Here is a 14,322-nt window from a genome sequence, read left to right as displayed (position 1 = left end):
CGGCCCTACTGGCGCTGAGTGTTTTTCAGCGTCAGATACCCACTCCAGATGCGCGTTGCGGTGGTCAGCCAGCACAGCGCGCCAAACACCCACGCTAACCACGCAAAGTGCGCCGGAAACAGGCAGCACAGCGCAAACATCAGCAGCGTTTCCGTCCCTTCCGTCAGCCCGCCCAGATAGTAAAACGACTTATGGGCATAGCCTGGATTGTCGATATCGTGTTTGGCCGCCAGCGCCGCAAAGGCCAGAAAACTGCTGCCGGTGCCGATAAACGCAAACAGCAGCCAGGCCGCCGGGAGCGCGTTGTTGAAGGGATCGGCCAGCGCAAAACCAAACGGCACCAGGGCATAAAACAGAAAGTCGAGGGCGATATCGAGAAAACCCCCGGCATCGGTTAACCCGCGCCGCCGCGCCAGCGCCCCGTCCAGTCCGTCCAGCAGGCGGTTCAGCAGGACAGCCACCAGCGCCGCCAGATACCAGCCCAGCGCCAGGAACGGCAGCGCCAGCACCCCGATCGCAAAGCCAATTAGGGTGATGCCGTCGGGGGTAATACCGGGTTTATCGAGTCTCGCCACCAGCTGGTTGAGCAGCGGCTTGAGACGGGGATGAAGGTGACGATCAAGCATCGCGGTTTTCTCCCGGGAGGGAACACAGCCCCTGCGCAGGGATATCCAGCGCCGCATTGAAGCGTGCCGACAGATTCTGAAACGCGATAAGCGCCGTCATTTCGGTAATGGCATTGGCATCGAAGTGGCGGCAGAGCTGGGCTTTGATGGCGCCGTCCACCGCGGGCGGTGTGGCGGTGACCGCCTCGGCGTAGGCCAGCGCGGCGCGCTCTTCCTCACTGAATAAGGCACTGTCGCGCCAGTGTTGTACCGCCTGCACTTTATCCAGCGCCCCGCAGCGTTCCGCCAGCCGCAGGGAGTTGGCATCGATACAGAACGCGCAGTGGCACACCTGCGAGATACGGGTCATCAGCAGCGATCGCAGCACCGGGTTGAGGGGCGATTTTCGGCGTTCAAGAAAGCCAACGAACAGCGCCACCAGCCAGAACAGCCGGGGCATTCTTCCCCACCAGCGCAGCGGATTGAGCACCGCGCCGTAATGTTTTTTCTGCATCCTGGCAATCGGCGTTAAACTGGCGGGTATCGATTCGATGGGTTTAACCCAGGCTGGGGGCGTTTCGTTCACAGGATCCTCACGGGTATCGGTTAAGTCCGCAAATATTATCTCTTTTTCTGACAACCATTATTGATGACCATGCTAAAAACACTCGATGTTGTCTGCGCTATTCTCGAACGGGATGGCAAAATTTTACTGGCGCAGCGCCCGACGCACGCCGACCAGCCGGGGATGTGGGAATTTGCCGGGGGCAAAGTCGAAAGCGGTGAAACCCAGCCCGCGGCACTGATCCGCGAGCTGCGCGAGGAGCTGGGTATTGAGACACAGCCGACCCGCTACGTCGCCAGCCATCAACGCGAAGTCTCCCAACGGCTGATCCATCTTCACGCCTGGCATGTGGCGCACTTTGTCGGCACACCGGTGGCGCATTACCACAGCCAGCTGGTGTGGTGTACGCCGCAGGAGGCCTTCGGCTACGATTTAGCCCCGGCGGATATCCCGCTGCTGGAAGCCTTTATTCTCTTACCCGCCGCCACACCAGCGGATTCGTGCTGATCGCCTGTGGATCGCGCTGGCACTGCAACATCACGCCATCGGCTTTCACCACCGCCCCTTCTGAATAGTTTTGATCCTGATAGATGCAGCACTGATTGCAGGGCTGCGCACGCTGACCGCCGGAGCTAAAGACCTCTGGCGGCACGCTGACATCCACGTTCGAGCCAAACCGCTGCTCGGCCTGACTGCCCGCAGCAAAAAGCCCAAGTACAACAATCATCACAAAACGGTTCATCGACGCCTCTTCCAGTTGTGTCCTGATAATGACTATACCCTAAATAATTCGAGTTGCAGGAAGGCGGCAACGCAGGGAATCCCCTGGAGCTTACTCCAGTAAGTGACTGGGGTGAGCGAGGAGAGCCAACGCGCATGCAACTTGAAGTATGACGGGTATATAACGGTAAAAATCCCGTGAAGCTTTAATCCTTTCCGTCATCGTTTTTTGTTATGACCCGGCGCGTTTAATGAATTTATCTGGACGCGGAAATTTTGCTTGCGCCTCAAAGCGCAACGGGTGGTATAGTCGAAAAACACAACATCACGCACATTTTTGTTACAAATAAAATAATCCCAATATATTAGAGGAACTTATAGTTATGGACCAGGCTTACTCTCTTGAATCCTTTCTGAACCGCGTTCAGCAGCGTGACCCACATCAGAGCGAGTTTGCTCAGGCGGTACGGGAAGTCATGACCACCTTGTGGCCATTCCTGGAACAAAACCCCCGCTATCGTCAGATGTCGCTGCTTGAACGCCTGGTTGAACCGGAGCGCGTGATCCAGTTCCGCGTGGTATGGGTCGATGACCGCAATCAGGTGCAGGTTAACCGCGCCTGGCGCGTGCAGTTCAACTCCGCTATCGGCCCGTTCAAGGGCGGCATGCGTTTCCACCCGTCGGTAAACCTGTCGATCCTCAAGTTCCTCGGCTTTGAGCAGACCTTTAAAAACGCCCTGACCACCCTGCCTATGGGCGGCGGCAAAGGCGGCAGCGATTTTGATCCGAAAGGCAAAAGCGAAGGCGAAGTGATGCGTTTCTGCCAGTCGCTGATGACCGAACTGTACCGTCACCTGGGCGCAGATACCGACGTACCGGCCGGGGATATCGGCGTGGGCGGTCGCGAAGTGGGCTTTATGGCCGGGATGATGAAAAAACTCTCCAACAACAGCGCCTGCGTCTTTACCGGGAAAGGCCTCTCCTTCGGCGGCAGCTTGATCCGCCCGGAAGCCACCGGCTACGGCCTGGTCTATTTCACCGAAGCGATGCTTAAGCGTCACGGCCTGAGCTTTGAAGGGATGCGCGTTGCGGTGTCCGGCTCCGGCAACGTGGCCCAGTACGCCATCGAAAAAGCGATGCAGTTTGGCGCGCGCGTGATCACCGCGTCTGACTCCAGCGGCACCGTGGTAGATGAAGCGGGCTTCACCCCTGAAAAACTGGCGCGTCTGTGCGAAATCAAAGCCAGCCGCGACGGTCGCGTGGCGGATTACGCCCGTGAGTTCGGCCTCAACTATCTGGAAGGCAAACAGCCGTGGGCCGTGCCGGTGGATATCGCCCTGCCGTGCGCCACTCAGAACGAACTGGACGTGGATGCAGCGCACCAGCTGATCGCTAACGGCGTGAAAGCGGTTGCCGAAGGTGCCAACATGCCGACCACCATCGAAGCCACCGACCTCTTCCTGCAGGCGGGCGTACTGTTTGCACCGGGTAAAGCGGCTAACGCGGGCGGTGTGGCGACCTCCGGTCTGGAGATGGCGCAGAACGCCGCCCGTATGGGCTGGAAAGCCGAGAAAGTGGATGCGCGTCTGCATCACATCATGCTGGATATTCACCATGCCTGCGTCGAGTACGGCGGGGAAGATAAGCAAACCAACTACGTGCGCGGGGCGAACATTGCCGGATTCGTGAAGGTGGCGGATGCGATGATGGGTCAGGGCGTGATCTAAGCTATAGTTCTGTGCGGTCGGGGCCCTCACCCCGACCCTCTCCCACAGGGAGAGGGAGAAAACCGTGCTTTTTACGCCGCACTCTTCTTCTTAAACTTTTTCTTCTTGTCGCCGCCGCCCGGCGCAACGATACCGCGAAAATCCCTCACCGGCGTAGTACGCGCCTGGTTAATCAGATCGAATAACGTCCCCACCAGCGGCTGCATAAAGTCCTGGTAGCGGCACTGTTTTTCGCTGATCTGAGTCAGGGTCGACTCCCAGTGCGCAGTCATGTCCGGCCTGGCAGCCATCTCCGGTAGGGAGTGGATCAGCGCCCTTCCGGCATCCGACGAGAGGATAGACCGCCCCTTCTTATGCAGAAAACCGCGCTTGAACAACAGCTCGATGATCCCGGCGCGGGTGGCTTCGGTTCCCAGCCCGTCGGTGGCTCGCAGGATCTTCTTGAGCTCTTTATCCTGCACGAAGCGGGCGATCCCGGTCATCGCCGACAGCAGCGTGGCGTCGGTAAAGTGGCGCGGCGGCTGGGTCTGACGCTCGACCACTTCGCCCTTCTCGCACAGCAGCTCATCCTCTTTTTTCACAACCGGTAACGGCGTGCCATCGTTCTCTTCATCACGCTCTTTATTGCCCAGCAGCGTGCGCCAGCCCGCCTCCGCAAGGAAGCGCGCCTTGGCCACAAACTTGCCTTTGGCAATCTCCAGTTCAATGACGCACTTGCGGAACAGCGCGTCCGGGCAGAACTGCATCAGATACTGACGCGCAACGAGGTGATAAACCTTCGCTTCGTTGTCGGTCAGATTGACGGAACTGCTACGCGCCGTCGGGATGATGGCGTGGTGGGCATCCACCTTCTTATCGTCCCAGCAGCGGTTGCGGATATCTGGATTCACCACCGGCTGCGGCACCAGATCGGGCGCATGGGCGGCTATGGCGTTCAGCACCGCGTGACGACCGGCAAAATGCTCTTCCGGCAGATAGCGGCTGTCGGAACGCGGATAGGTGATCAGCTTATGGGTTTCATACAGCTTCTGGCAGATATCCAGCACGTTCTGCGCGCTCATTCCGTAACGTTTCGCCGCCTCGATCTGCAGCGAGGAGAGGGAGAACGGCAGCGGTGCAGGTTCTGATTCCCGTTTATCGTTATAGCTGGTGACGATGGCTGGCTGGCCGTCAATGCGCTTAACGACGTGCTCGGCCAGCGTTCGATTGAGCAAGCGACCTTCTTCGTCCTGATAGGGTTCACAGGCGTCGCTCGGCTGCCAGATCGCCGTGAAGCGTTCGTCCTTCGGGGTGACGATATGGGCTTTGACCTCGAAGAAGTCTTTGGCGACAAAGTTCTCGATCTCTTCATCGCGGCGCACCACCAGCCCCAGCACCGGGGTCTGCACGCGTCCGACGGAGAGCACCCCCTGATAGCCCGCGTTACGCCCCAGAATGGTGTAGGCGCGGGTCATGTTGATGCCGTACAGCCAGTCGGCGCGGGCCCGGGCCAGTGCCGACACGCACAGCGGGACAAACTCGCTGTTCGAGCGCAAACGTGAAATGGCACGTTCAACCGCCTGCGGGTTGAGATCGTTAATCAGACAGCGCTGCACCAGCTTGCGCTTTTCAGGCGCCAGGCTGAGGTAATCGAGCACCTCATCCACCAGCAGCTGCCCTTCCCTGTCCGGGTCACCGGCGTGGATCACTTCGGCGGCATCCTGCAGCAGACGCTTTATCACGTTCAGCTGTTTGGTCACCGACGGGCGCGGCTGGAGCTGCCATTTTTCCGGCACGATCGGCAGATCGTTCAGATTCCAGCGCGCGTAGCGGCTGTCGTAAGCATCCGGCTGGGCCTGCTCTAACAGGTGGCCGATGCACCAGGTGACCACCTGCCCGTTGCCACATTCGATATAACCATCGCCTTTGCGGTGCGGTTTAGGCAGCACGTCGGCGATGGCGCGAGCGAGGCTCGGTTTTTCGGCAATAAATAACCGCATTGAATTAACGGATCTCAATCATCGGACGACCACCGCGGGCGGTCACCAGCTCGCCAATGGCGGTCAGGGTGATGCCAAACTCGGCGGCAGTGGCCTGGGCTTCGGCTTCAGCCTCCGGCGTCACCGCCAGCAGCAGGCCGCCGGAAGTTTGCGGATCGCACAGCAGATCGCGCCACTCAGTTGGCATGTCGCCCATCAGGTGGCCGTAGCTGGCAAAGTTACGCTGCGTCCCGCCCGGGACCGCGCCCTGGGCAATATAGGCTTCGACGCCCGGCAGCTTCGGTACATCCTGATACCAGACCTGTGCCTGCACGCCCGCGCCCTGGCACACTTCGCTGAGGTGTCCCAGCAGGCCAAAGCCCGTCACATCGGTCATTGCTTTCACGCCGTCGATATTGGCAAACGCCGCTCCCGCCAGGTTCATCTGGCACATCACCTCTGTCGCCAGCCCAACGTGCTCCGGCTGCAGCAGCGATTTTTTCTCGGCGGTGGTGAGCACGCCAATGCCCAGCGGTTTGGTGAGGAACAGCTTGCAGCCCGCCTCGGCGGTGCTGTTGCGTTTGACGCGCTCGGTCGGCACCACGCCGGTGACCGCGAGGCCAAAGATCGGTTCCGGGGCATCAATCGAGTGCCCACCCGCCAGGGCAATTCCCGCCTGCTGGCAGGCAAAGCGTCCGCCTTCAATCACCTCACGGGCGATCTCCGGCGCGAGAGTGTTAATTGGCCAGCCGAGGATCGCAATTGCCATGATCGGCTTGCCGCCCATCGCAAAGATGTCGCTGATGGCGTTGGTGGCGGCGATGCGGCCAAAGTCATACGGATTGTCGACAATCGGCATGAAGAAATCGGTGGTGCTGATAACACTGGTGCCGTTACCTAAATCGTACACCGCAGCGTCGTCTCGCGTTTCGTTGCCAACAAGCAGGTTCGGGTCGACAAACTTCGCCTGCTCGCTGTGCAGAATGGTTTCGAGCACTTTGGGGGAAATTTTACAACCGCAACCGGCTCCGTGGCTGTATTGCGTTAAACGAATGGTTTGCTCGCTCATAGACAATCTCCTTTTATAGCAATGACGTTATGTTAACGCTCATTCCATTACGTGGTAAGTATGACTGTCTGAATTCTGCGGTACTTGCTCAGGATCCAGACAGTTTTGTGGCGTCACATCAGAAATGGGTGACGAAAGGCGAGGTATCAGGCACGGAGACGGTGGTCGAGGCTTTCAGCTGCGGGGTACCGAGATAGAGGAAACCGACGATTTTATCGTCTGCACCACAGTGAAGGCCCTCGCGGACAATCGGGCTGTCGGTTAAGGCACCGCTGCGCCAGATACCGTTAAAGCCCTGCGCGACGGCGGCCATCTGCATTGCCATCACCGCACAGCCTGCGGACATCTCCTGCTCCCACACCGGCACCTTGTGCTGCGGCTGGCATTTGGCCACCACGGCGATAATCATCGGCGCACGGAACGGTGCGCTGCGCGCTTTTTCAATCGCTTTTTCATCCTGCGGATCGGCGGCGGTGGCCCCTTTTTGCAGCAGGGCGCTGAAGCGCTCGCGGCCTTCGCCTTCAATAACAAAGAAGTGCCACGGCTGTAGCGTGCCATGATCGGGGGCACGCATCCCGGCGCGCAGGATATTGTCCAGCTGTTCGCCCGCCGGTGCGGGCTCCGCCAGACGCGACGCGCTACGGCGGTTAACAAGCAGTTCGAGTGCATCCATGGGTTAGCTCCTGTCTTAAAATTTACCCGAAATTAACACGACCGCAGATTTTGTTACAGCCTGGCGGGCGATTCCTGCTGACAAGTGGCGGTTGGGTCATTACGATAGCCCGACAATACCGTCCTGTGGCGACGGGAAAGGTCATAACCTGGACAGGGAGAATACATGCGAACCCTTTGGCGATTTATTGCCGGCTTTTTTAAATGGACGTGGCGACTACTGAATTTCGTCCGTAATCTGGTGATGAACCTCTTTTTCATCCTGTTAGTGATGGTTTGCGTGGGCGTCTGGATGCAGCTCAGCAGCGGCAGCTCGTCGCAGCATGCCGGGCGCGGGGCGCTGCTGCTGGATATCGCCGGGGTGGTGGTGGATAAACCCTCAACCAGCAACCGACTCGGGGTAATTGGCCGCCAGCTGTTTGGCGCAGGCGGCGATCGTCTGCAGGAAAACTCCCTGTTCGATATCGTCGATGCAATCCGGCAGGCAAAAGATGACCGCAACATTACCGGCATCGTGCTCGACCTGAAGAACTTCGCCGGAGCCGATCAGCCGTCCATGCAGTATATCGGCAAAGCGCTGCGCGAATTTCGCGACAGCGGCAAACCGGTAATTGCGGTGGGCGACAACTACAGCCAGGGGCAATACTATCTGGCGAGCTTTGCCAATAAAGTGTGGCTCTCACCGCAGGGTACCGTCGATCTGCACGGTTTCGCCACCAATGGCCTTTACTACAAATCCCTGCTCGACAAGCTGAAAGTGACCACCCACGTGTTCCGCGTCGGGACCTACAAATCAGCGGTTGAGCCGTTTATCCGCGACAATATGTCCCCTGCCGCCCGCGAAGCGGACAGCCGCTGGATTGGCGAGCTGTGGCAGAACTATCTCGCTACCGTGGCCGCAAACCGTCAGATCACCCCCGCTCAGGTCTTCCCTGGCGCGCAGGCGATGCTCGACGGGCTGCGTAAAGCCGATGGCGATACCGCGAAGTATGCCCTCGATAACAAACTGGTGGATGCCCTGGGCTCCAGCGCCGAGATTGAAAAATCCCTGACCAAGGAGTTCGGCTGGAGCAAAGAGGATAAAAACTACAGCGCGGTTAGCTTCTACGACTATCAGGCGAATAAGCCGTCCGATGTGGGTGACAGCATCGCCGTGGTGTTTGCCAACGGGGCGATCATGGATGGCGAAGAGACACCAGGTAACGTCGGCGGCGATACCACTGCCGCGCAGATCCGCGACGCGCGTCTCGATCCAAAAGTGAAAGCGATTGTGCTGCGGGTGAACAGCCCGGGGGGCAGCGTCAGCGCATCAGAAGTGATCCGCGCTGAACTGTCAGCCGCCCGCGCGGCGGGCAAACCGGTGGTGGTTTCTATGGGCGGGATGGCGGCCTCGGGCGGCTACTGGATCTCAACCCCGGCGAACTACATCGTGGCGAACCCGAGTACCCTGACCGGCTCTATCGGCATCTTTGGGGTAATTAATACCCTGGAAAACAGCCTGGATTATCTGGGCGTGCATACCGACGGGGTGGCGACGTCGCCGCTGGCGGATATCGCCGTCACTAAAGCGTTACCGCCGGAAGTGTCGCAGATGATGCAGCTCAGTATCGAAAACGGCTACAAGCGCTTTATCACCCTGGTTGCCGATTCGCGGAAGAAAACGCCCGAGCAGATCGACGAGATCGCGCAGGGCCACGTCTGGACGGGCCAGGATGCGAAGAACAACGGTCTGGTGGATAACCTGGGTGATTTCGATGACGCCGTGGCGAAAGCTGCCGAGCTGGCCAAACTGAAGCAGTGGCATATCGACTTCTATCAGGACGAGCCGTCGTTCGTGGATATGCTGATGAACAACTTCTCCGGCTCCGTGCGCGCCATGCTGCCAGAAGCGATTCAGGCGTACCTGCCAGCTCCGGTGGCGGTGGCCGCAAAAGCGGTGAAAGCCGAAGGCGATAAGCTGGCTGCCTTTAACGATCCGCAAAACCGCTACGCGTTCTGCCTCACCTGCGCGAACGTGCGTTAATCCCCATCCCCTCTTCCGTAAAGAGGGGATTTTTCTTTGAAGCCCAAGAACATTACATCATGCAGAAGAAATCAATTTATGTGGCCTATACCGGCGGTACGATCGGTATGCAGCGTTCTGAAAATGGCTATATTCCGGTCTCCGGTCACCTGCAGCGCCAGCTGGCGTTGATGCCCGAATTCCATCGCCCGGAGATGCCGGACTTTACCATCCATGAATATGCCCCGCTGATGGACTCGTCCGATATGACGCCGGAAGACTGGCTGCATATTGCCGAGGATATTCAGGCCCATTACGACGACTATGATGGCTTTGTGATCCTGCATGGCACCGACACCATGGCATTTACCGCCTCGGCGCTCTCCTTTATGCTGGAAAATCTCGGTAAACCGGTGATCGTTACCGGGTCGCAGATCCCGCTGGCGGAGCTGCGCTCCGACGGGCAGATTAACCTGCTGAATTCCCTGTACGTCGCGGCGAACTACCCGATTAACGAAGTTAGCCTGTTCTTCAATAACCGCTTGTATCGCGGGAATCGCACCACCAAAGCCCATGCCGACGGCTTTGACGCGTTTGCCTCGCCGAACCTGGCCCCGCTGCTGGAGGCCGGGATCCACATCCGCCGCCTTGGCACCCCACCGGCTCCCCACACCGCTGGCGAGCTGGTGGTTCATCCGATCACCCCCCAGCCGATTGGCGTGGTGACCATTTATCCCGGCATTTCTGCCGACGTGGTGCGTAACTTCCTGCGCCAGCCGGTCAAAGCATTGATTCTGCGCTCTTACGGCGTGGGCAATGCGCCACAGAACGGTGAGTTCCTGAAAGAGCTACAGGAGGCGAGCAGCCGCGGGATTGTGGTGGTGAACCTGACCCAGTGCATGTCCGGCAAAGTGAATATGGGTGGCTATGCCACCGGAAACGCGCTGGCCCACGCGGGAGTCATCAGCGGCTTTGATATGACGGTAGAGGCCACGCTGACTAAACTTCACTACTTACTCAGTCAGGATCTGGATGTGCAGTCGATCCGCACAGCGATGATGCAAAACCTGCGCGGCGAACTGACGCCAGACGAATAAGGAGGCAGCATGAAACAACGGGCTCTGTTACTGGTCGATCTGCAGAACGATTTTTGCGCTGGCGGCGCGCTGGCGGTTGCCGAAGGCGACAGTACCGTCGACGTGGCGAATACCTTGATTGATTGGTGTAAAGCGCGCGGCGAGGCGGTGGTCGCCAGCCAGGACTGGCATCCGGCGGATCACGGCAGTTTTGCCAGTCAGCATCACGTCGAGCCATTCACCCAGGGCGAGCTGGATGGTTTGCCGCAAACCTTCTGGCCCGATCACTGCGTGCAGCATAGCGAAGGCGCCGAGCTGCATCCATTGCTGGATAGCCTTGCCCTGGATGCCGTCTTTCAGAAGGGTGAAAACCCGGACATCGACAGCTATAGCGCCTTTTTTGATAATGGCCACCGGCAGAAAACGGGGCTGGATCAGTGGCTGCGCCATCACGAGATCGAGGCGCTTATCGTGATGGGTCTGGCGACCGATTACTGCGTGAAATTTACCGTGCTGGATGCACTTCAGCTGGGCTATACGGTGAATGTCATCACCGACGGTTGTCGTGGGGTGAATATTCAGCCGAAGGACAGCAACCACGCGTTTATGGAGATGGCGGCAGAAGGCGCAACCCTGTATACGCTGGCAGACTGGCTGGAGACGCAGGCCTAGCTGCTTTTGCCGGGTGGCGCCGCGCTTACCCGGCCAACAAAATACCACTCCCTCGCTACGCAGCAATTTCCTGTAAATCACATAAAGTGAACTCCCTCGCACTCCCAACGAAGCGGCAATGCTATTCTTTTTTGGCACTTTTTTGCCACGCCATTACGTGGCGTGTTTGTTTTTTTTAACGTCAAAGTCAAAGAGGAACCGCTATGAAACGTTTGCCATTACTGGCAGCCTTGCCCCTGCTCTGCGCCTGTGTTGTGTCCGCCAGCCCCCTGATGTCAGTCGGCTATTTTAACGGGGGTGGCGATGTCACCGCCGGACCGGGAGGCGATATCAATACCCTGGATGTGCGTCAGATAACCCATCTCAACTACTCATTTGGTCTGGTCTATAACGACGAGAAAGATGAACCCAACGCCGCGCTGAAAGATGCCACTAAACTCCATCAAATCTGGCTCTCGCCGAAGGTCGCCGCCGATTTAGCGTTAATCCCCACCCTGCGTAAACAAAACCCAAATCTCAAGGTGCTGCTCTCCGTTGGCGGCTGGGGCGCGCGTGGCTTCTCGGGCGCAGCGTCTACCGCCGGGACCCGGGCGGTATTTATTCGTTCTGCACAGGAAATTGTCAAAAAATACGGCCTGGACGGCATCGATCTCGACTGGGAGTACCCGGTGAATGGCGCATGGGGCCTGGTCGCCAGCAAGCCTGAGGATCGGGATAACTTCACCGCGCTGCTGAAAGAACTGCGCGAGGCGTTCGGCAAGAATAAACTGGTCACTATCGCCGTGGGTGCCAACGCGGAAAGCCCAAAAACGTGGGTCGACGTGAAGGCGGTTGCACCGCTGCTGGATTACATCAACCTGATGACCTACGACATGGCCTACGGGACACAGTATTTCAACGCCAATTTGTATGATTCCAGCGCCTGGCCAACCGTCGCCGCAGCGGATAAATACAGCGTCGACTTTGTGGTCAATAACTATCTGGCCGCCGGACTGAAGCCGCAGCAGATGAACCTGGGCATCGGTTTCTATGGTCGCGTACCGAAGCGCTCCGTTGAGCCGGGTATCGACTGGAGTAAGCCGGATGCACAAAAGAATCCTGTGACGCAGCCCTATTTTGGCCCGCAGGAGATTGGCCTGTTCAAATCGCTGGGTTACGACCTGACCAAAGATACCTATGTGAAGTACAACGATATCGTGAAGACGTTGATAAACGATCCACAGAAACGCTTTACCGAGCACTGGGACGAGCAGGCTCAGGTGCCGTGGCTGTCCGTTAAGTCTGCCGAGGGCAAGGCGCTGTTTGCCCTCTCTTACGAAAACCCGCGCTCGGTCGCCATTAAAGCGGAGTACATCAAAGCGAAGGGACTGGCCGGCGCGATGTTCTGGGAGTATGGTGCGGATGACAACAACCAGCTGGCGAAACAGCTGGCAGAGTCACTGGGGATTAAGCACTAAACGTATACTGAGCCGGGTGGTGGTTACGCCCTACCCGGCCTTTGAAGCAGTTACGATTTAAACGTCGCGAACGGTTTCGGGGTGATACCGAAATCTTCTTTCAGCTCCCGCTTGCTCTTCATCACCATCTGACCTTGGGTGTCGATGGTCATATGCTGCGCCTCGGTGTTGTGACGCGCTTGCCACAGCATCACCAGTTGCAGACAATTCTCTTTTTGTTCCGCCGTCAGGGCCACGCCATCTGCCCATTTACCGAGCTCAACGGCCGTCACCAGCCGCTGATATACCTCTGGCGTCATGCCGTTAATCATCTCATCAATATTCATGCTCACCCTGGCTCCGAAGGAATAATTTGCTGAATCGATTTTTCAACCTTTCGTCTGGTCGCCATTCTGATCATCGGTGAAGCTTAACGAGGCAGAATTGACGCAGAAACGCTCGCCGGTCGGCTGAGGACCATCCGGGAAGACGTGACCGAGATGCGCGTCACAGTTCCCGCAGCGGATCTCGATGCGCTGCATACCATGGGTGGTGTCGTCCAGGTAACGAACAGCCTCTTCGCTGACCGGCTCATAAAAGCTTGGCCAGCCGCAGCCTGAATCGTACTTACTCTGGGCGTTAAACAGTGCCGAGTCGCACACCAGGCAGTGGTATACGCCATCGCGCTTATTATGCAGCAAACGCCCGGTAAACGGCGGTTCGGTGCCGCGGTTTTGCGTCACGTAAAACTGCATTTCTGTGAGGTTTTTTTTGAGTTCTTCTGGGTTTTGTTTATTCGACATATGCTGACATCTCGCCGTTGAAACAGACAACTTTTAACGTCGATTCTAACAAAATATTAACAATGAAGTATGAACTTTTGTTCTAAACTTACTCGTCGCGTACAGGCACGCAGCGAAATGTGATCTACTCCACATTTTTATATGGGGAGCCCTTTAAACTTCCGGGCGCAGCCCCCACATGTGTGCAAGCTCAAAGGGAATGTGAGGCGAGTCAATCGAACAAAGGTAATGCGAAGGATTGATTTGTCGCAATGATTGACACGATTCCGCTTGACGCTGCGTAAGGTTTTTGTAATTTTACACGCAACCTTTTATTCACTAACAAATAGCTGGTGGAATATATGACTATCAAAGTAGGTATCAACGGTTTTGGCCGTATCGGCCGTATTGTTTTCCGTGCTGCTCAGGAACGTTCTGACATCGAAATCGTTGGTATCAACGATCTGTTGGACGCTGAATACATGGCGTACATGCTGAAGTACGACTCAACTCACGGTCGTTTCAAAGGCACCGTTGAAGTGAAAGACGGCCACCTGGTTGTTAACGGCAAAACCATCCGTGTTACTGCTGAAAAAGATCCAGCTAACCTGAAGTGGAACGAAATCGGTGTTGATGTTGTTGCTGAAGCAACAGGTATCTTCCTGACCGACGAAACCGCACGTAAACACATCACTGCGGGTGCGAAGAAAGTTGTACTGACTGGTCCTTCCAAAGACAACACTCCGATGTTCGTTAAAGGCGCAAACTTCGAGAAGTATGCTGGCCAGGATATCGTTTCTAACGCATCTTGCACCACCAACTGCCTGGCACCACTGGCTAAAGTTATCAACGACAACTTCGGTATCGTTGAAGGCCTGATGACCACTGTTCACGCAACCACCGCTACTCAGAAAACTGTTGATGGCCCGTCTCACAAAGACTGGCGCGGCGGCCGCGGCGCAGCTCAGAACATCATCCCTTCTTCTACCGGTGCTGCTAAAGCTGTAGGCGTTGTACTGCCAGAGCTGAACGGTAAAA

15 protein-coding genes are annotated in these 14,322 nt (G+C 57.4%); 7 read left to right on the top strand and 8 right to left on the bottom strand.

Annotation, left to right across the window (positions count from 1 at the left end; all coding sequences use genetic code 11):
* Positions 1-5: 5 nt before the first annotated feature.
* Positions 6-626 (bottom strand): CDP-alcohol phosphatidyltransferase family protein, encoded by a 621-nt coding sequence (locus tag ACRDD5_RS11575; protein WP_438676831.1) that lies wholly within the window; start codon positions 624-626, stop codon positions 6-8.
* Positions 619-1,191: a carboxymuconolactone decarboxylase family protein gene (locus ACRDD5_RS11570; protein ID WP_438676830.1), complete on the bottom strand. Its 573-nt coding sequence runs from the start codon at positions 1,189-1,191 to the stop codon at positions 619-621. Before ACRDD5_RS11570 ends, ACRDD5_RS11575 begins: the two co-directional genes overlap by 8 nt.
* A 69-nt stretch (positions 1,192-1,260) precedes the next feature.
* On the opposite strand from ACRDD5_RS11570, the gene ACRDD5_RS11565 reads away from it, so the two are divergent.
* Entirely contained in the window at positions 1,261-1,677 is a 417-nt protein-coding gene (locus ACRDD5_RS11565) for a pyrimidine (deoxy)nucleoside triphosphate diphosphatase (protein WP_438676829.1), read from the top strand.
* Here ACRDD5_RS11565 and ACRDD5_RS11560 read toward each other — a convergent pair.
* Positions 1,637-1,912, bottom strand: coding sequence for a YnjH family protein (locus ACRDD5_RS11560; protein ID WP_271283873.1), 276 nt, complete (start codon positions 1,910-1,912; stop codon positions 1,637-1,639). The genes ACRDD5_RS11565 and ACRDD5_RS11560 overlap by 41 nt on opposite strands.
* 361 nt (positions 1,913-2,273) lie before the next feature.
* On the opposite strand from ACRDD5_RS11560, the gene gdhA reads away from it, so the two are divergent.
* Positions 2,274-3,617, top strand: coding sequence for an NADP-specific glutamate dehydrogenase (gene gdhA / locus ACRDD5_RS11555; protein WP_438676828.1), 1,344 nt, complete (start codon positions 2,274-2,276; stop codon positions 3,615-3,617).
* Positions 3,618-3,688: 71 nt separating this feature from the next.
* Here gdhA and ACRDD5_RS11550 read toward each other — a convergent pair whose 3' ends face one another.
* The 3 genes from ACRDD5_RS11550 to ACRDD5_RS11540 form a co-directional block, all read right to left on the bottom strand.
* The gene (locus tag ACRDD5_RS11550; RefSeq protein WP_271283875.1) at positions 3,689-5,596 is read right to left on the bottom strand and encodes a DNA topoisomerase III; all 1,908 of its coding nucleotides are present in this window, start codon (positions 5,594-5,596) and stop codon (positions 3,689-3,691) included.
* A gap of 4 nt (positions 5,597-5,600) precedes the next feature.
* Positions 5,601-6,644: a selenide, water dikinase SelD gene (selD, locus tag ACRDD5_RS11545; RefSeq protein ID WP_271283876.1), complete on the bottom strand. Its 1,044-nt coding sequence runs from the start codon at positions 6,642-6,644 to the stop codon at positions 5,601-5,603.
* Positions 6,645-6,762: 118 nt separating this feature from the next.
* Complete coding sequence (locus ACRDD5_RS11540; protein ID WP_438676827.1) at positions 6,763-7,317, bottom strand: NAD(P)H nitroreductase; 555 nt, start codon at positions 7,315-7,317, stop codon at positions 6,763-6,765.
* Positions 7,318-7,482: 165 nt separating this feature from the next.
* Here ACRDD5_RS11540 and sppA point away from each other — a divergent pair, with 165 nt between their 5' ends.
* The 4 genes from sppA (at position 7,483) to ACRDD5_RS11520 (ending at position 12,523) form a co-directional block, all read left to right on the top strand.
* A complete protein-coding gene (gene sppA, locus ACRDD5_RS11535) occupies positions 7,483-9,339 on the top strand; it encodes a signal peptide peptidase SppA (RefSeq protein ID WP_438676826.1) in 1,857 nt (618 codons plus the stop codon).
* Between the two features lie 59 nt (positions 9,340-9,398).
* Positions 9,399-10,415, top strand: coding sequence for an asparaginase (ansA, locus tag ACRDD5_RS11530; RefSeq protein ID WP_438676825.1), 1,017 nt, complete (start codon positions 9,399-9,401; stop codon positions 10,413-10,415).
* Between the two features lie 9 nt (positions 10,416-10,424).
* Complete coding sequence (gene pncA, locus ACRDD5_RS11525; RefSeq protein WP_438676824.1) at positions 10,425-11,066, top strand: bifunctional nicotinamidase/pyrazinamidase; 642 nt, start codon at positions 10,425-10,427, stop codon at positions 11,064-11,066.
* Between the two features lie 203 nt (positions 11,067-11,269).
* Positions 11,270-12,523 carry a glycoside hydrolase family 18 protein gene (locus ACRDD5_RS11520; RefSeq protein ID WP_438676823.1) on the top strand — a complete coding sequence of 418 codons (1,254 nt, stop codon included), beginning with the start codon at positions 11,270-11,272 and terminating at the stop codon, positions 12,521-12,523.
* Between the two features lie 50 nt (positions 12,524-12,573).
* On the opposite strand, the gene ACRDD5_RS11515 is transcribed toward ACRDD5_RS11520, so the two are convergent.
* A complete protein-coding gene (locus ACRDD5_RS11515; RefSeq protein ID WP_324119973.1) occupies positions 12,574-12,849 on the bottom strand; it encodes a YeaC family protein in 276 nt (91 codons plus the stop codon).
* A gap of 42 nt (positions 12,850-12,891) precedes the next feature.
* Complete coding sequence (gene msrB / locus ACRDD5_RS11510; protein ID WP_438676822.1) at positions 12,892-13,305, bottom strand: peptide-methionine (R)-S-oxide reductase MsrB; 414 nt, start codon at positions 13,303-13,305, stop codon at positions 12,892-12,894.
* Positions 13,306-13,646: 341 nt separating this feature from the next.
* Between msrB and ACRDD5_RS11505 the strand changes: the two genes are divergently transcribed.
* The coding region (locus ACRDD5_RS11505) for a type I glyceraldehyde-3-phosphate dehydrogenase (RefSeq protein ID WP_438676821.1) at positions 13,647-14,322 on the top strand (676 nt) is incomplete at its 3' end.

The sequence above is a fragment of the Silvania sp. genome (genome assembly GCF_051656365.1).
Taxonomy (GTDB): Bacteria; Pseudomonadota; Gammaproteobacteria; order Enterobacterales; family Enterobacteriaceae; genus Enterobacter; species Enterobacter hatchlandensis.
The sequence above is the reverse complement of the archived record's forward strand: the minus strand, read 5'-3'. Positions and strand labels throughout refer to the sequence as shown.

Excerpts from the sequence above, each read along its gene's own strand:
- msrB (WP_438676822.1), bottom strand. The coding sequence starts at position 13,305 with ATGTCGAATAAACAAAACCCAGAAGAACTCAAAAAAAACCTCACAGAA.
- sppA (WP_438676826.1), top strand. The coding sequence starts at position 7,483 with ATGCGAACCCTTTGGCGATTTATTGCCGGCTTTTTTAAATGGACGTGG.
- ACRDD5_RS11520 (WP_438676823.1), top strand. The coding sequence starts at position 11,270 with ATGAAACGTTTGCCATTACTGGCAGCCTTGCCCCTGCTCTGCGCCTGT.
- ACRDD5_RS11560 (WP_271283873.1), bottom strand. The coding sequence starts at position 1,912 with ATGAACCGTTTTGTGATGATTGTTGTACTTGGGCTTTTTGCTGCGGGC.
- ACRDD5_RS11575 (WP_438676831.1), bottom strand. The coding sequence starts at position 626 with ATGCTTGATCGTCACCTTCATCCCCGTCTCAAGCCGCTGCTCAACCAG.
- ACRDD5_RS11540 (WP_438676827.1), bottom strand. The coding sequence starts at position 7,317 with ATGGATGCACTCGAACTGCTTGTTAACCGCCGTAGCGCGTCGCGTCTG.
- ACRDD5_RS11515 (WP_324119973.1), bottom strand. The coding sequence starts at position 12,849 with ATGAATATTGATGAGATGATTAACGGCATGACGCCAGAGGTATATCAG.
- gdhA (WP_438676828.1), top strand. The coding sequence starts at position 2,274 with ATGGACCAGGCTTACTCTCTTGAATCCTTTCTGAACCGCGTTCAGCAG.
- ACRDD5_RS11565 (WP_438676829.1), top strand. The coding sequence starts at position 1,261 with ATGCTAAAAACACTCGATGTTGTCTGCGCTATTCTCGAACGGGATGGC.
- selD (WP_271283876.1), bottom strand. The coding sequence starts at position 6,644 with ATGAGCGAGCAAACCATTCGTTTAACGCAATACAGCCACGGAGCCGGT.
- pncA (WP_438676824.1), top strand. The coding sequence starts at position 10,425 with ATGAAACAACGGGCTCTGTTACTGGTCGATCTGCAGAACGATTTTTGC.
- ACRDD5_RS11550 (WP_271283875.1), bottom strand. The coding sequence starts at position 5,596 with ATGCGGTTATTTATTGCCGAAAAACCGAGCCTCGCTCGCGCCATCGCC.
- ansA (WP_438676825.1), top strand. The coding sequence starts at position 9,399 with ATGCAGAAGAAATCAATTTATGTGGCCTATACCGGCGGTACGATCGGT.